The 17,155-nt window shown below is 55.6% G+C and carries 12 protein-coding genes; 5 read left to right on the top strand and 7 right to left on the bottom strand.

The features are described from left to right. Positions 1 to 386 precede the first annotated feature (386 nt). The 5 genes from LKE08_RS07345 to LKE08_RS07325 all read right to left on the bottom strand — a co-directional run bounded on the left by LKE08_RS07345 (position 387) and on the right by LKE08_RS07325 (position 6,710). A complete protein-coding gene (locus LKE08_RS07345) occupies positions 387 to 1,688 on the bottom strand; it encodes a TldD/PmbA family protein (protein ID WP_324703557.1) in 1,302 nt (433 codons plus the stop codon). Positions 1,689 to 1,780: 92 nt separating this feature from the next. Next, on the bottom strand, positions 1,781 to 2,224 hold the full coding sequence (locus LKE08_RS07340; RefSeq protein WP_324703556.1) for a hypothetical protein: 444 nt from the start codon (positions 2,222 to 2,224) through the stop codon (positions 1,781 to 1,783). Positions 2,225 to 3,127: 903 nt separating this feature from the next. Beyond that, positions 3,128 to 4,033 (bottom strand): heterocyst differentiation master regulator HetR, encoded by a 906-nt coding sequence (gene hetR, locus LKE08_RS07335; RefSeq protein ID WP_324703555.1) that lies wholly within the window; start codon positions 4,031 to 4,033, stop codon positions 3,128 to 3,130. A 503-nt stretch (positions 4,034 to 4,536) separates the two neighbouring features. Then, complete coding sequence (locus LKE08_RS07330; RefSeq protein WP_324703554.1) at positions 4,537 to 4,740, bottom strand: hypothetical protein; 204 nt, start codon at positions 4,738 to 4,740, stop codon at positions 4,537 to 4,539. A 161-nt stretch (positions 4,741 to 4,901) separates the two neighbouring features. Then, positions 4,902 to 6,710: an FAD-dependent oxidoreductase gene (locus LKE08_RS07325; RefSeq protein ID WP_324703553.1), complete on the bottom strand. Its 1,809-nt coding sequence runs from the start codon at positions 6,708 to 6,710 to the stop codon at positions 4,902 to 4,904. A gap of 88 nt (positions 6,711 to 6,798) precedes the next feature. On the opposite strand from LKE08_RS07325, the gene LKE08_RS07320 reads away from it, so the two are divergent. The 3 genes from LKE08_RS07320 to LKE08_RS07310 all read left to right on the top strand — a co-directional run bounded on the left by LKE08_RS07320 (position 6,799) and on the right by LKE08_RS07310 (position 12,486). Then, positions 6,799 to 8,319, top strand: coding sequence for an SLBB domain-containing protein (locus LKE08_RS07320; protein ID WP_324703552.1), 1,521 nt, complete (start codon positions 6,799 to 6,801; stop codon positions 8,317 to 8,319). A gap of 536 nt (positions 8,320 to 8,855) precedes the next feature. Beyond that, positions 8,856 to 11,105 (top strand): polysaccharide biosynthesis tyrosine autokinase, encoded by a 2,250-nt coding sequence (locus LKE08_RS07315; RefSeq protein WP_324703551.1) that lies wholly within the window; start codon positions 8,856 to 8,858, stop codon positions 11,103 to 11,105. A 277-nt stretch (positions 11,106 to 11,382) separates the two neighbouring features. Further along, on the top strand, positions 11,383 to 12,486 hold the full coding sequence (locus LKE08_RS07310; protein WP_324703550.1) for an inositol-3-phosphate synthase: 1,104 nt from the start codon (positions 11,383 to 11,385) through the stop codon (positions 12,484 to 12,486). 217 nt (positions 12,487 to 12,703) lie between these two features. Here LKE08_RS07310 and LKE08_RS07305 read toward each other — a convergent pair whose 3' ends face one another. Next, positions 12,704 to 13,792: a DNA polymerase beta superfamily protein gene (locus tag LKE08_RS07305; RefSeq protein WP_324703549.1), complete on the bottom strand. Its 1,089-nt coding sequence runs from the start codon at positions 13,790 to 13,792 to the stop codon at positions 12,704 to 12,706. 223 nt (positions 13,793 to 14,015) lie between these two features. Here LKE08_RS07305 and LKE08_RS07300 point away from each other — a divergent pair, with 223 nt between their 5' ends. Both LKE08_RS07300 and LKE08_RS07295 read left to right on the top strand, forming a co-directional pair. Further along, positions 14,016 to 14,912 (top strand): hypothetical protein, encoded by an 897-nt coding sequence (locus tag LKE08_RS07300; RefSeq protein ID WP_324703548.1) that lies wholly within the window; start codon positions 14,016 to 14,018, stop codon positions 14,910 to 14,912. Positions 14,913 to 15,130: 218 nt separating this feature from the next. Next, on the top strand, positions 15,131 to 15,373 hold the full coding sequence (locus LKE08_RS07295) for a hypothetical protein (RefSeq protein WP_324703547.1): 243 nt from the start codon (positions 15,131 to 15,133) through the stop codon (positions 15,371 to 15,373). A gap of 210 nt (positions 15,374 to 15,583) precedes the next feature. On the opposite strand, the gene LKE08_RS07290 is transcribed toward LKE08_RS07295, so the two are convergent. Continuing rightward, positions 15,584 to 16,891: a Tudor-knot domain-containing protein gene (locus LKE08_RS07290; protein ID WP_324703546.1), complete on the bottom strand. Its 1,308-nt coding sequence runs from the start codon at positions 16,889 to 16,891 to the stop codon at positions 15,584 to 15,586. Positions 16,892 to 17,155 lie beyond the last annotated feature (264 nt).

The raw sequence follows: 17,155 nt of genomic DNA, 5'->3' as shown, positions 1-17,155 counted from the left end.
CGACCGTGACGAAAACGCCGCCATCAATATCAAACAGGTTGGGGCATCAACCTGTGGGCGAGGTAAAGTCAGTCAGGTTCAGCCTGCATTTACTGTTTGACCCCAGAATCCCCGTCGCTGTCTTCGCGGGGAGTTTGTCAATTGAACCGAGTCCACGTTTGCGTGGACTTTTGCTATTAGCCTTGAAATTCATTTCAAGGCGGGTCTCAAATTGGCAGATCAGTCCTAACCGTCATGGCGACTACTATAGCGCAGCTATAGCGCCCCATCGAGGGGAATAGGCAACAGGCAATCGGCAATAGGGAACCGAAATGACCTTGAAGAGGACAGAGCAATTGTTCTCCCTCCTCACTTCTCTTTTCTCTCTTCTCCCCACACCCTATACCCTACGCCTTCCGCCCCGTCACAGACAGCCCCTCTACCGTCAGAGACGGCGTGTAACAGGAACCGTTCCAGTCCGCATCCCCCCCGACCTCCAACACCTGTTTGAGGGCCGTATAAACGTTGCCGGCGACCATCGTATTTTTGACCCGGCCCACCACCTCCCCCTTTTCAACCCGATAGCCGAGGTCGATGTTGACGGAAAATTCCCCCGTAATTCCCGCGACAGAGCCCAACATCTGATCGACGAGCAAACCGCGATCGACATTTCGGATCAAATCGTGAATCGAGCCCTTTCCGGGTTTGACGAGTAAGTTAAATAATCCCGGCGTGGGGTAACTGTTCAAATTCGCCCGAAATCCGTTCCCCGTCGTCCCGCTGCCCAGCATCCGCCCCGTGGTCAGGTCGGTGTAAAACAATTTCAAAACCCCATCCTGGATGAACACGATGGGGCGGGTGGGAATGCCTTCATCGTCAAACGGACAGCTAAACGGGCCCTGCTCGGGTTCCTGGGACAGCGTGAGGGCGTCCGACACCACAGCGGTGCCGAGGCGATCGCTCCACGGGGACGCCCCCTCCAAAACCTGTTTGCCGTTGAGGGCCGCGGAAACCGTCCCCCACAACATATCCGCCGCCTTAGCCGTGAAAATGATCGGCACCCGCCCGACGGGGGAGGGGGCACTTTCCCGGGCCCATTCCAGACGCCGGAGGATGCGGTCGGCCAGCAGTTCCGGGTCGAGGCTCCCCCGCTGGGTCTGGCCGTCGGAAATGTAGAGAAAATCGTCCCCCCGCACCCACTCGGTTTCCAGATAACCGCTCAGGGTCGTGTCGGTGTGGCTGCAATCGAGGCCCCGGGAATTGAGCAGGCGGGTCGATTCCACTTCGCAGTCCCACTCCCCCGAACAGATAATGTCCGGGTAAACGTCTCGGATGCGGGTGGTCGCCTCCTTTCCCCAGGCCATCAGTTGTTCGACTTCCACGGGATCTCCGATCGCCGGATAGTCGTTTTTGGAGGTGTCCGCCGCCAGTTCGACGGTTTCCGGTTCGTTGAGGGCACTCAGGGCGATCGCGCGATCGACCAATTTCTGGGGGGCGACCGTACCATAGGCGACGGCCAAACCCGGCCGGCCGTCCCGCCACAATCGCAGGGCGATGCCTTCGGAGTCGATCCGTTCAATTTGTTTGAGCCGGTTGGCTTCAAAGAAGAGGGGCCGAGCCCGAGAGGTCGATCGAAAGACCTCCGCCACTTCCGCTCCGGCTCTCACTGCCAGCTCCAGAAGCTGTTCGGCTATCCGGTCGTGGGTCATGGATGGTCGGTTTTGCCATATCTTTCACATCGTTACATCCTACCCCGTGATGAGCGTTAAAAATACCGTTATTTCTCGAATTGATAAATTCTTCAAAAATTGAAGTGCTGCTCGGCTTTTTCTTTCCGCACCCGCCAGCCCCCATCCCCGGGGTGGGGGGAATGCGGCGATCGCGCCGCCTCCGGGGAGGAAAATCGCCCGAATTCGTCCCGGGCGACGATTGGGCGGTTATCGACACTCAGCCGCCAGGCCATGCCGACGCCGAGGCGATCGATGAATTTTCGCACCACCCGCCAGGCGTATTCACAAATTTCGTCGCTCCGGGCTTCGGGGGAGAGTTCTTTCCCAAATCCGAGGGCGAAGACGACCCGGGTATACCCTTCCGGCATCGGGTCAACCCGCACGGGTCCTTCGATCTGCATCTGGCGCCCGCAACGGCAGGGACATTCGACGACCAACTGTTCGAGTAGGGTGCGATGACCCGGGCCGGTGAGAATGTATAAGTTGATACTGACGTGAGACAAGGAATGCACCATATCATTTGACCTCTGCGGGAAAATGGTTCGATTCTGCTGCCGTCAACTCACCCTCAAATTCACCTGAACTTGAGTTGGGAGTATCGGTTCCCGACCGGAGTCGATCGCCCGTCCCCTGACCTCGGAACCGGCCTTTTATAGCAGTGTGAAATGATTCGTCAAAATTCCCTCGGCTCAAAGCCCCCAGAATTGGGGGGTTCACCGCCGATCTTTTTCGTCAGCATTTCCCATTGCTATAGATTATCTTAATATTATAAAACATCGGCGAATCATCGGCCTTAAAAAATAAAAAAAATAGCACGTCCCCGGCTCGAATCCCTTTTGAATTGGGGGTCTGGTCGGACATTTTGACCCCATTGAAAACGGCTGCGATCGCCCGGAGTCGAGAACCTCTGAAACCCGCACCGCCGAACCACCTGCCACCGCCCCTTTCATTAAAGTCAAGTTTTATACAACCCAAAAACGGCGGATGATGGCGGCGGGCGATCGCCCCAAAACCGTAAATTTACCGAGAATCGAGACCCCGCCGCGTCCCGGGCAAAAAATTTCAGATTTCAGATTCCATCGGAAAGGTAATATCAGATCCGGTTATTTACCCGGCAAACTTTTTGAGTCGGGTGTAGGGTGTAGGGTGTAGGGTGTAGGGTTTTCCTCTTTCCCTCCAGCCCTCTAGATGTCCGAGTCTTTGACCGGATTTGATATAAACTGCCGTCCAACCCGAGTCACCAACCCGAGCTTCCATCAGTATGGGCAATCAACCGAATTGGATAAAATTATTAATTGTCAATTATTAATTATTAATTATTAATTATTAATTATTAATTGTTAATTGTTAATTGTTAAGGGAGCCAAACTACGTCTGACTCCCCCGGGATCGCCTCCCGTTTGTACGGGGCGAACCCGCTATTGTGCTTCTTCTTGAGGTCCGAACACCATTTGCAGGACCATCGGCCTCCCCCCGGCCTCATGGTATCGGTCGGCCCACTGGCGGATAATCTCGTCGAGCTCTTCCAAAGCCGCGTCGATCCGCTCCGGCGGGACGTCCAACTCTTCCAAAACCCGCATCACCCGGGGCTGTCGCTCGGCCCAATCTCTCATCAGACGGAAATACCGGGCCGTGTCCTCCACCATGATATAGGTGCGTTCCTCCTGATCTTCGGGGGAATAGGAAGCCCGGGTGAGGGCGTAGAACGGCATCCCCCAGGGAGAATCGATTTTGGTGACGGTCCCGGAATAGATCAGGCGTCGCTTGATGTGTTCAGCCAAGGCTTCACTCAGCGGCATCCGCCGGTTCGCCTCCACATCTTCCTGCGATCGCCGGTGCAGAAATTCGATCAACTCCAAAAATTGAAACGAATTGATCAGTTGGGCGTCCGGCAAATGCTTGGGCAGGCGGCTCTCGATCACCCGCTTTTCGTCGGGTGTCAGACTGTTCCCCGGAATTCTCTGGCGTCCGGGTTGCCAAGGATACTGCTCCAACCAGACGTAGGGAAACTGGATCAGATAGCGAGGTTCCTGAGAACCCAACATCTTCAACAGTTTGCCTTCCGTCAAAGCCTGCCGCACTTCCTCGACGATCACCTTCACCCGTTTGGGTTCGATGTGGTGGAGGTGGCCCGTCATCCGCAGATTTTGGCCCTGCTCCATATAAGTCGTGTAGATTGCACATTTGGCCGCCGTGGCGGCGGCATCTAAAAACGCCCCGTGTCTGTGCCCGCTAGTTCTCATGGCGCTGAACGCCAAATAAAGCATGATCTGATCCATTGCGCTCGGGCTAAGGCTTTTGATCAGATCGGTATCTTTTCTCATGACAATCCCTGAACTTGCATAATGTTGGAGGAATGGTATCATCCCCCGTTCTGAATCATGGATATTTTGACCCTCAGACCCCGCAATTGGTCAATCGACACACGCCAGTTTCTATCCCTGAGGCTAGTGAGGCGTTGGCGTGGGAGCGATCTTCCCAAGCGAAACCCATTAGATTACAGCACTGGCGCGTGCATCCGTCCATCGGGAATGGTTGTCTCGTTGCACCCTTGGCACTCAGGGTTTCCCAATTGAGGTGGGTTGGCATGGCACTATTATATATACAAAAGTGCCCGACATCCACAATATCTGTTGAGATGTCCGACACTCAGGCCACATCAGCCCGATCGGCAATGTTGTGATTTCCGTACCAAAAGAATAGCCGAGAAGAGCCGCGATCGCCGCCGAGCGATCGCCCGTTTTTTCCGATTCAAAATCAATGCGACTGAGGAGATCTTGTCAAACCGGAACCATCATCCGCCCGTCGGCGATCGCTACGGCAACGGCTAATCGTCTAGGCGACCGCTACCGCGATGGGGGACGATAGAACCGGAATTCAAAGGAGAGTTGACATCATCTTTAAATCCCCGTCGGGGCGACCCACTCCAGGGCTTTTGAGAGCCGTGGTGGGTGGTTTGCGCCGACATCATATATTGATTGGTCGTCATTTCCGGCAGCCCCGCCGTCGGCGTTTGTGCCAGCGTTTTCACCGGAGCACCAACCCCAAACAACAACAAAATAGACAGAGCAAAAGTGGTTTTGATTTTCATAGAAATGTCCGTATTAAAGCGTCCATTTCTTGATTCAAATCTTTGCCCGTCCCATCAGGATAATTCGATAAAATTTTGTCGCGACCCCCCCCATCCATCTGTCACCCCGCCGAGTCGATCGCCTCCGCCAACAGCCAGCGCCCCGCCCCGTTCGATCGCCCCCAAACCGTCACGGAGGTTCCGTTTGATAAGTTTTGTAACTGCCGGTCAACCCGGGGGTGCAGGGTGACGATCGCCCACACCTGGCCTTTTAGAGACTCCGGTTCGGACGGGGCGAGGGTATAGTCCTGTTCCCCGCGGCGGTGAAACGTACCCCGAAAGCGCCCGCACCCCGGCCCCAATTGGATCTCGGGGGATACCAACCCCGGAACCTCCCCCCCCGCCGGGTAAGCCTGCGGGCATTCCAAGTAATAGCGCTGCCACCGCAGCCAATCCGGACAATCGGGGGTCACATTGAACAAAGGCACGAGAGCCGCCGGGGCCTCCGGATCGGCCAACAGCGCCTCTTGCAGCGATCGCACCGGAAGCATCCGAGGAGAGATCCCCCTCTCCACACACAAAGCCGCCGCCATCCCCGCCGCCTGTCCGATCCCCAAAACGACCGGTTGCAGGCGGGTCGCGCCGTTGGCGACGTGGGAAACCGACAGATTTTTGTCCGCCGCCAGCAACCCGTCCACCCCCTCCGGAATCAGCGCCCCGTAGGGGATCGCGAAGGGCGTCCCCGTCGGGCGTCCGCCCCAGGGCAGCAATTTCAACTTCACCGGCAGGAGTCCGCCGGTATAGTGGTGGTCGTTAGGATAATTCCCGATCGCGATCGCCTCACAACTGCCCGAAGCGTCCACGGGAAGCGCGGCCACCCGCCCCCCCGAAATGGGCAAAATATCCCATTCCGTCACCGTCCGCACCCCGCGCAGGCGGCGGCTTTCCCGATAGTAGGGGTGGAGGGCGAAGGCCCCGAGCTGCCCTTCATCCAACCCCAAACTCACCTTCCACCCCCGGAAGGCGTGGGGAAAAATGCCCTCAGCGAGGCCGTAGCGCCTCCCCAAGCCCCGTTGGACGACGTGGGCGAACCCCCAAGCGTGCAGCAAACTCTCCCGCCAGAACGCCTCTCGCAGGCCCCCAGAAGCGATCGCGCGATCGCACCCCACCCCGTAATCGTTGCCCCGGTGGGGCCAGTTGAGCATGATCAAATCATTCGGCAACCGGCCGTAATTGAGAAACTGTTCCGGCGTGTATCCGTCCCAAGCCCCCTCAAATCGGGTCAAATCCACCCCCGGCGGCGGGGGGATTTCCGGGGCGGATCTCCCCTCCCCGAAGTCCCGCAGCAGCACCACCCAAGTCGGATCTTGCACCGGATAATTCTGGGTGAGCGAATTCGGTTCCGGGGGGGCGCTCGGTTCGTCCCACCGACTCCGAAACTCCCAACCCCAGCGGTGGGGTACTTCGCCCAAGGCCAAAATGTCCCCCAATTCCGTGCCGTCGATAATAATTTGGGCGGTGACGACAAAATCGGCAAACTCGACTCCCGAGATGCGATCGCCGGTCCGCAACACCTTCAAAGGCTCGTCACCCCAAATCCAGCGCAGGTTCGCTTCCCGCCGCACCCAGTCCGCCCAGATCGCCGCCCCGATGCGGGGGTCGTGGTTGAAAAAACTCACCCATCCCCAATCCAAACCCGCCGGATGCCGCCGCCGCACCTCCCGCAAAAACGCCCCCCACAATCCCGTTTGAAAGGGGAGCAATTCGTTCCCGTCCGGCGCGGAAACGCCGGCAGAGGTCAACATCCCCCCCAACCAGGGAAATTCGGTGACTAAAATAGTATTGGCTCCGCGACGGGCCGCTTGCAGCGCCGCGGCGGTGCCCCCGGTGCCGCCACCCACCACTAAAACATCGACATCGAATTGGTTCATTTTTTAATTTCCTTCGCGGACTATGAGGAGCAGGTGACGGGTGCAGTCTGCGCCATTTTACGTTTGGACGGTTCAAATCAATCGACGAATGCTTGAATTTTGTAAATTTTCCCCTCGAATTTTCCCCGGCGGCCAACTCCGCATCGGTTTCGGAACTGCGATCGCGATCCTTTCGATCGGAAGCGAACCCGCCCCGGCCCAATTTCTGCCGCCCCCGCCGCCGCCGGTCCCCCAACCCGCCAGCCCGCCGCCGGTATCCGAAGAATATATATTGGGTGCGGGCGATCGCATTCAGATCGATATTTTCAACGTCCCCGAATACAGCGGCGAAAACGGGCGCCACGAGGTGTCCGTCGATGGCACCCTCAACCTGCCCTTAGTCGGCGCGATCTCGGTGCGGGGGATGACCGTCAACCAGGCCACCGAAGCCCTTTCCCGGGCCTACGGCGAATATTTGCAGCGCCCCCTGATCACCCTGAAATTGTTGGAAACCCGCCCCATCCAAGTGGCGATCGCCGGGGAGGTGCGGAGTCCGGGCGCCTACATGATGTCCCCCGACGCCGGAGGCCAAACCGGTCCGGACGGCGGCAGAAAACTCCCCACGGTGACGCGGGTGTTGCAGATGGCGGGGGGCGTCACCTCCCTGGCCGACATCCGCCAGGTCAAGATCCGCCGCGCGGCGGGCGACAACCGAGAAACTGTTATCAACATCGATTTGTGGGCCCTGCTGCAAACAGGCGACCTGCGCCAGGATGTCCCCCTGCGGGACGGCGACAGCATTTTTATCCCCACGGTGACGGAACTCGATCGCGCCGAAAGCCGCCAGATGTCGAGCGCCAACTTTGCCAGCACCGCCGACAAACCCATCAACGTGGCCGTGGTGGGGGAGGTGAATCGGCCGGGTACCCACGTCCTCAGCGTCGAACAAGTTGAGGCGGCGGCGGGCGAAACGGCGGGGCGCGGAGCGCTTCCCCTGCCGGAGACGGTGGGCGTGTTCACCGTCACCCGGGCGATCCAGGCGGCGGGGGGGATCACTCCGGAGGCCGACATCCGCGCCGTCGAAGTGCGCCGCATCAGCCGCACCGGGACCGAACAGACCATCACGGTTGACCTGTGGAAACTGTTGCGGGAGGGGGATCTCGAACAGGATATCGCCCTGCAACAGGGGGATACGATCGCCGTCCCCGAGGCGCGATCGCTCGACGCCGAACTGCCCTCGGACGCGGCGACGGCCAGTTTTGCCCCGGGTCAAATTCAGGTCAGCGTGGTGGGGGAAGTCCTGAAACCGGGGACGATCACCCTGCCGCCCAACAGTTCCTTCAATCAGGCGGTGCTCGCGGCGGGAGGACTCCAGGGGGGGGCCGACAAAGATGAGATGGAGTTGATCCGGATCGCCCCCAACGGGACGGTTTCCCGGCGCACGATCGCGATCGACCTCTCGGGGGACGTCAACGACGCCAACAATCCCGTCCTGCGAAATAACGATGTCATCATGGTGAACCGGTCCGGCGGCGCCGCCTTTCGGGAGAATCTCGGCGCGGTGCTCGGCGGTCTGAATCCCCTCAACAACGTTTTGGGATTTCTCCGATTTGTCAATATCTTGAATTAAGATTGTCACAAGTGGGGTGTGTCGAAAACCGGGTTTCGATCCGAACTGGGGTTGATGGCAACCCGAGGAACCGTTCGGACATCCTATAGCGCTGCGCGCAGGGTGTAGGGTGTAGGGTGTAGGGTGTAGGGAATTGAAATGACCTGGGAATCAGGGTTCCGAGGTTTGTCCGCCTCACCCAACTGTAAACACATGAGCGCTCGTTGCTATAAAATCCCAAAAACTGTCGAATAAGGGGCGCTCGATCCGCGGCGATCGCCGAAAGCTGATCTCAAGTTCTGATCATCAGTTATCAGACAGTTTTCGGATTATTAAAGGACTAAAATAGTTTTGATAAAAACTATTCTTGCAGACCGGATATGACTCCCGATCGCCATCCATTCAAAAGACTTTCACAACAGTCGGTGTATCGGTTCCTGCCGATGCCGATGCCGAAGGCCAGTTGCCCTCTCCCGGCGGTCGGAAATGACTCCCGTTTCCGTCCGTTTCAACAGTGAGATTTCAGACTATTTTTTACGGTAACAACGAGAGCAAAAATGAACACCGGACGATATTCAAAACTGTCAATTATTCATCCCAATACTTCCGTATCGATCGCCGAAACCCAAACCTCTCGATTCAAAGGTCTACCCTATCCCTTCGACGGTGAAATGAACCGATCCGGTCGCGCCGGAATTTTGGGCAAAATCTGGCGTCTGATCTGCCGGCGGGCTCTGGTGGTCGTCGGCGTAACGGCGACGGCGACGGCGGGGGCCTATTTTTGGACCGTCGAACAGACACCGGAATATCGGGGGACATTTCAACTGTTGATGACCGACGGAAACGGGGAGTCGGACGAGGCCTCCCAGTTGAAGGTGTTGCAAAGTCCGAAACTGATGGCGGACATTTTGGAAACCATCCAAACTCGCTATCCCGAAGTCGATTATCGGTATTTGTTCAATCGCACCACCGGAAAAACCCCCCACCAACCCGATCGCCTCTCCGTCGCCCAACTGCCGGGAACTCAAATTTTGGAGGTCGGCTACCGGGATGCGGAACCCCAAAAAATTCAGTTTATTTTGGATGCGATCGCCGCGGCCTATTTGGAATACGGAAAACCGGAGGAAAAGCCCTCTCCCCAAGCCGAACAATTGCGGCTGATCGACAATCAGATCGCCCCCCTCGAATCCCGGATCGCGTCCCTCAAAAAAGAAATCGTCGGGCTACAGCAACAATACGGTTTCATCGACCCGGAAATCGCCACCCGGCAACTGGGCGATCGCGCCGCGGCGGTGGAAGGGGAACGGCTGCAAACCCAGGCGCAGTTGGCCGGGGAACAGTCCCGCTACGCCGCCCTGCAACAGCAACTCGGACTCGACCCCGAACAAGCGATGATGGCCTCGGCCCTGACCCAATCCCCCCGCTATCGATCGCTGCTGGAAAAATTGTTGGAAGTGGAGACGGAGGTGGCTTTCGAGTCAGCCCGGTTCAAGGAAAAATCCCCCCAAATTCAGGCCCTTTTGGACCAACGGAATCAGTTGTTGCCCCTGCTTCGAGAAGAGGCAGAACGGGTTCTCGGTCGGGATTTGTCCTCGGTCGATGCGAACATTCTCGCCCACCAGGATTCCCTCCGCATGGGCCTGATCGAGCAGTTGATCGCCTCGGCCAATCAGATCCAGATGCTGCAAGTGCGCGATCGCGTTTTGGAGCGATCGGCCCAACAATTGGAACAATACGCCGCGACTTTGCCGGAGGCGGTCCGTCGCCACGCCGATCTCAACCGAGAATTGCAGTCGGCCACCGCCCGCCTCGACGACCTCTCCAACCGCAAGGCCGAATTGCAGTTGACGGTCCAACCCCAAACCACCGCCGCCGCCTGGGAAGCGATCGCCCCCCCGACCATCCCCCGCAACGCGGCGGGAGAACTGCGGGCCGTGTCCCCCAACCTGCCGTTGAATCTGCTGTTGGGCGGATCGGCGGGTCTGGCTTTGGGACTCGTGGCGGCGCGAGGAGTCGATCGCCTCAACAACGTCTTCCGCGACACGGACGAAGTGGCCGAAAATACCCCGATTCCCCTGCTGGGGGTGATTCCGGCCAGCGACGATGCCCTGATGCTCCCGGCGCTGCCCCAGGGCGCCGACCGGGGCCAACCCCTGCCGAATTTGTCAACGGTGCCCTGCGGCGCGTTTCACGAGGCGTTTCGCTCCCTGAGCACGAATCTCAGCCTGCTGGCGACGGATTCCCCGGTGAAGTCCTGCGCGATCAGTTCCGCCTGTCCCGCCGACGGCAAGTCCACCGTGGCCTTCAATTTGGCCCTCGGGACGGCGGCGATGGGGCGGCGGGTGCTGGTGGTGGACGCAGACCTGCGAAATCCCCGCCTGCACTCGATGTTGGGGGTATCCAACGAGTCCGGACTCAGCGATGCGATCGCCCGCAATTTGGACGTGAAAACCCTGATCCGGCCCTCGCACCTGGATGAAAACCTCTCGGTGCTCACCTCCGGCCCGATTCCCGTCGATCCCACCCGGATGCTCTCCTCGTCGCGGATGCGGGAGGTGATGCAGGAGCTCGGCGAACAGTTCGACCTGATTATCTACGATACCGCCCCCCTGCTGGGTCTGGCCGATGCCAACCTCCTGGCCTCCCGCACCGACGGATTGATGATGGTGGTGGGACTGGGCAAAACCGATCGCGCCGCCTTCGATCTGGCGATGCGGGAGTTGGAAATGGCGGGCGTCCCCATCCTCGGAATGGTGGCCAACGGCGATCGCCAGGAGCGAAATTACTACTATTCTCAGGCGCTCTAGCCCTCAAAATGGGTTCCCGTCGGGGCGGTTCCCTCGAATGCCCCGACCGATTCAAGTCAAAAGTCAAAAGTCAAAAGTCAAAATTCCAGATTTCCTTTAATCAACGGCCCGTTCCCAACTCGGGAAATTCATTTTTTGAGCATCGGGAAGAGGTTTTCTCCACTGAGAACTGAGCACACTCCACACCCGTCGCGCAGCGCTACTTGTGCCAACTTGACAGTCCATCTTAACTTTATGTTAAAGTCAGGAGATCACGGATGTATAGAGATGAACATTGATGGAAAAAATCAAGATCGCGATCGTCGGAATCGGAAACTGTGCGAGTTCCTTAATTCAAGGGATCGAATATTACCAGGGGAAAGAGCCGTCAGAGGCGATCGGATTGATGCACTGGGAAATCGGTGGCTATAAACCCTACGATATGGAAGTCGTCGCCGCCTTCGACATCGACCGCCGCAAGGTGGGTAAAGAAGTCAATGAAGCGATCTTTGCCGAGCCGAACTGCACGACCGTATTTTGCTCCGAACTGCCCGCAACGGGGGTAAAAGTGAGAATGGGTAAGGTTTTGGATGGGTTCTCGGAACACATGGAAAATTACGAGGAAAAATACACCTTCGCCCTCGCCGACGAACCCGAACCCTCGAAAGCCGAAATGGTCGAGATATTGAAAGAATCCGGCGCGGAAATATTGGTCAATTACCTGCCCGTCGGTTCCCAAAAAGCGACGGAATTCTACGCCGAATGTGCGGTGGATGCGGGGCTTGGGTTGGTCAATTGCATCCCGGTTTTCATCGCCAGCAATCCCCTCTGGGCGGAGAAATTCCAACGGAAAAACTTGCCCATCATCGGCGATGATATCAAGGCGCAAGTCGGCGCCACCATCACCCACCGCACCCTGTCGGATTTGTTCAAAAAGCGGGGCGTGAAAATCGAACGCACCTACCAACTCAATACCGGCGGCAATACCGACTTTTTGAATATGCTCAACCGCAGCCGCCTGAACTCGAAAAAAGAGTCCAAAACCGAGGCCGTTCAAGCCGTGATGGGCGATCGCCTCGACGAGGAGAACATCCACATCGGTCCGAGCGATTATGTACCCTGGCAAAAAGATAACAAAGTCGCCTTCATCCGCATGGAGGGCAAATTGTTCGGGGACGTGCCTATGCATCTGGAAATGCGCCTGTCCGTGGAAGATTCTCCTAATTCGGCGGGGGTTTCCATCGACGCCATCCGCTGCTGCAAGTTGGCGTTCAATGCCGGCAAAGGCGGCATTCTCTATTCGCCTTCCGCCTATTTCATGAAGCATCCACCCCAACAATACACGGATGACGAAGCCTACCAGATGACGGAAGATTTTATCAATGGCAAGCGTGCCGATTGAGACAGAGAGAGAATCGGCAACAGGCAGGCAAACGGTAGGGTGAGGGAAAAAAGCGCAAAATTATAGCAGTTGTCTATCTGGTGCGATACGGTTCGATCCCCCTAAATCCCCCTTGACAAGGGGGACTTCAAGTCGATCTGTGTACCTCACTGACTTGAAAATTGCTGTAAATACCCCACACCCTACACCCTACACCCTACACCCTACACCCTCTCTATCACCACCCCTGGCGGGAGACGAGTTCCATGCACAATTGATTCACGGCTTCTGCATCGACGCGATCGCGCAACGTTGAAACTGCCTCGGCTTCCTCTAACTTTTCATACAGGGTTTTTGCCATCTCCATCACGTCCCCGTAACTGTATTTGCCGGTTTTGATGTCGAGCAATTCTTCGGCATCTCCGGCTTCCCGGCGATCGACGATCAGGATTCCATCCCTGAGAATTTCGATCCCCGTTTTTAATAGCCGGATCGCCTGCATGGCGAACTTGCAGTCGTAGCCGACTTTTGCCTCCATTTCCGCCCGGGCTGGGTTGCGGTTTTTCTGCCATTGCCGATAGTTTTTGTAGTCCCTAACCGCCCGGTGATACCGCTGACTTTTCTGCAACCGCTGCAAAAATTCCTTGGAGGAACCGGCGAGGGTTTGGGTGTAATCCAACGCCTCGTCGGGGAGGGGATGCTGTTTTAAAATCCCCTTGTAGTCGATTTCCCCGTTGAGTAGTTCGTAGAGTTTCTGGGCGGGTTCTAAAAACTCGATGCGATCGCGCACCAACAGATATAAATATTCCAAAAAACCGTTCGCCTGACTTACGGTTAAGGGCGGCGTTTCCACCAGTCCGAATTCCCCCGGTGTCGGCTTGTGGGTGGGGGGATTCAGCAGCCAGCGACGGTGCGATTCCAGCTTGTTTATCTGGGCGTAACCGTAGCCGGAATAGGTCCATTTCACCCGTTTGGATAAAAACAGGTGTCGGTGTTGTCGCAGCCGTTCCCCTACTTCGGTGAGGTGGGCGTAATCCCGAAACCAAAGCAGCTCCAAAATGTTGGGGTTGTTGTCAATCGAGAGGTTGAGAAATTTCCGCAATTCGTAAATGCAGGTATCTTCCGACAAAAAGGGAAATTTTTCCGAGGGTTCGACATCCCAACCCCGATCCTTTTGTTCGATGTGTTGGAGTCCCAGATAATAGGGTTTGCCGGCGATGAAAACACCGCGATAGTCGTAATCGGAGGTTTCTGTCGCCAGTCCGTAACCCCGGGAACCCGTCAGGGCGATCGCGATCGTCCGGTTCTCGATTTCAATACGATTCATGGGTTTTTTTGCCCATCGGGTAGCTTGTATTATACTTGTATTATACCTGATTTTGGAATGGGGTGCAAGTCCCGTGTGAAATCGGGGATTTTCGGGCGATCGCGGTCTTGACATCGGATCGAGTCGTGGGTTATATTTTGATTGGGCTATCCAAACCCTGCTATATTGAAGGGATATCTACAAGATTTTAACTCCTCCACAACTGATCAATTAAAAGTTATCAATGAAAGCGATCGCCAACTATCACGTTATCGACGAGACCAATATCGGAGACTTCTTTTCCTCTCCGTTACATTACTTTAATTTTCCGGGCTACGAAGTGAGCAAAATCGACCTTCGGACTTTGGATAAAGAACGCCCCGAAGACGATGGCGACTCCCCATTACCTCACCATGCGATCGTCGGAGGTGGGGGGCTCATGTTCGAGCGATTTCTCAATCATTTTCAGCGTTTGCAAGCTCGAAAAAACGACCGCCGTTTGGTGATGTGGGGAGCCGGACATCAAATCTATCAACGCGATCGCGATGTCAAATTTGACTATCTTCCTTATTTAGAAAAATTTGATATTGTCGGCATCCGAGATTTTGACGACGGATATGATTGGGTTCCCTGCGTGAGCTGTATGCACGAAGTCTTCGATCGCCGATACCCGATCAAACACGAGTTTGTTGTTTTTTCCCATAAAAAATTTCAAATTAATATTGAAAACTTTCCCCGGATGACGAACGAAGCCCAAAATTTTGAAGAAATTGTCAGATTTTTGGCATCAGGGGAAACCATTCTCACCAGCTCTTTTCACGGTGCATACTGGGGGACGCTGCTGGGGCGAAAAGTGTTGGCTTTTCCATTTACGAGCAAGTTTTTTACCCTCAAACACCCCGTAACTCTCTATCCGGTGGAACGCTGGAAACAACCGGATCTCAGTTTGAGGATATTTGGCAAAACCCTCTACCAACGTTACGACCAAACGAAGTTTTTATGCGATACTGAAGGTTGGCGATCGCACCTCAAAAACTGTCGCTCCTATCCCGAAAGTTTGTCCGAATGCCGCGATGGCAACCGTCGGTTTTACGAACGAGTCATGAACGAACTCGACGATACCCCGGTGGTGGATGGATAGAGAAATCCCCCCCTCATGACACTCGCACCTTTCGCCGCCGGGGTTTGTCATGGGGGACTTCACGGGTTCCGGCCCGAGTTCTGTTCTGGCCGGGGGTAGGGGAGCGCCTTCTCAAGTCCCCCGATAATGAGATTTTTTTTTGATGGATGTCCCGATCGCCGAGTTTAAGATTATATTAAGTAGAAGTTAAATTTAGGCGATCTGTGAGGAGTGCCAAAATGCGCGTCAAACCCGTAGAACTATTTCTTGCCCTCGGTTTAGTTGCGTTCCTGGGAGCCTGTTCGACCCCGGCCCCCGAACAGACGGCACCGGAAACCCCGGCAGAAGAAGCTCCGGAAATGGAAGACGGTGACGAAGAGGAAGGCGACGAAGAGGAAGGTGACGAAGAGGAAGGTGACGAAGAGGAAGGTGACGAAGAGGAAGGTGACGAAGAGGAAGAGGAGGAAGAAGCGGAAGACTAACTTCCGGATGATATAGCGCTGCACGCAGGGTGTGGGGTGTAGGGAACTGAAACGACCTTTAAATAAGGATTTCAAGGTTTGCCCCCTGAACGACACTGTTAATTTGGGAGCCCTCGTTGCTATACTTTCATCCCCACATGGCATCGAGTCCGAGTTTTCGGTCCGATGCCATGTTTTTTTTTAGCTCAAGGTGAAACCCGAAGAATGGGGTCAAACGAGGTCGTCTTTGTGTACCCACTCGTCTTCGGACTCGTCAAAATCGAAGTAGTGGACGAAATATTTCTTCCGCTTGCATCGGAGAATTTGGGCGGTATACCACTCTTCTTTATCGTCGTCCCAAACTTTGACTTTCAGACCCTCCGCAAATCCGTTATCGTCGGTTTTGGAATGATCCCGAACCCGGACATCTTCCCCATTCACCCATTCATCATCCGAGGAACCGTAGCCGACATAATGGACGAAATATTCGCCGTCTTTCGCCTTCAAAATCGTCGCTTGATACCAATCTTCCTCGTCTTCATCCCACACCTCAACCGCCTGGGCGATCGCATATTCGCCCCCATCCGAAATGGTTTGACTCGCGGACGGCGGCGGTGCAGAAAGGGTGCGATCGCTCCCCAATTCCGACTGCATGGAACTGTAGGTTTGTTCGATCAGTTTTTGGGCGACGGTTTGAATGCCAGTGTGTTCGTAATAGTTGGTGACTTGATCCACAAAAGCGGCGACAAAATCCAGATTGTCGTCGGCAATCTGAATCATATTTCCCAAACTGTCAAAAATCGATTGGGGCGTGATTCCGGTTTGGGAAATGAAGCCGTCCATCCACCCCTGAACGGCATTGAAACTTTGGGTGATAAATCCAAATTTTTCCGAGGTACTATTGCCCGGAAGAAAACCGCTCGCCGCCCCAAAAACCGGGTTATTCGTGACAATTCCGGCATCGGCATTGTCGATGATGCCGTGAATTTTAGCCAGGAAATTTGCCCCCAAGGGCAGGACGGCATCCAGACAGACGAGGGCGACCATTCGCATCAGCGCCGCATCTTTATAATTGTTGCTAAGACTCGCTGCAAAAACCTGCGGGTTGGGCTGCGGAATGCCGTTGAGTTGACAAAACGCGATTATTTCGACGGCAATTTTAATCAATAAATCGACCGTTTGCGTCGTATCCGCCTTGGGTGTGATATTATTTAAAAAGGAGAGAAAGCTAATTTTTTCTCCAACTTTATTCGCCAGCGCCATCGCCCCGATCGCCGCGTCCGCCTTGTCTACGGTTTGGTACAGTTTGACGGCGTTTTGATAGCCATATTGGGGGTCGTGGTAGAAGACGACGGCGCGATCGCGGATTTGTTGGATAATCTGGGGGTCGGTTTCCCCGGTGATGCTGCGGATGCTATTTTCAAAACCGACGAGGTTATTCCACTGGGAGGGCGCGATCGCGTCGATCGCATTTAAAACTTTAACCGTAATATTATCTTGGGGCAGATCGTCAACCAACTGAATAATAGATCGATCCATGGGGCGACCTCCTCGAATTAAACTCAATTTCCTTCAATTTTATGCCGTCGGGAGAACCGCCGGAATTTTTCGTATTGAAATTTAATATTTTTGTCAATATCGGGTGGGGTGTGCTCGGTGGGGTGTGCTCGGTGGGGTGTGGGGTGTGGGGAAAGTGAAAAGTGAAAAGTGAAAAGTGAAAAATTCCCGATTCCCGATTCCCGATTCCCTATTCCCTATTACCTATTCCCTGCGCGCAGCGCTATATGTCTCTGGCTAGATTCG

The organism is Lyngbya sp. CCY1209 (genome assembly GCF_035615495.1).
In the GTDB taxonomy this organism is placed as follows: Bacteria; Cyanobacteriota; Cyanobacteriia; order Cyanobacteriales; family Microcoleaceae; genus Limnospira.
Note: the sequence above shows the minus strand (reverse complement) of the source record. Positions and strands in the feature narration are given on the sequence as shown.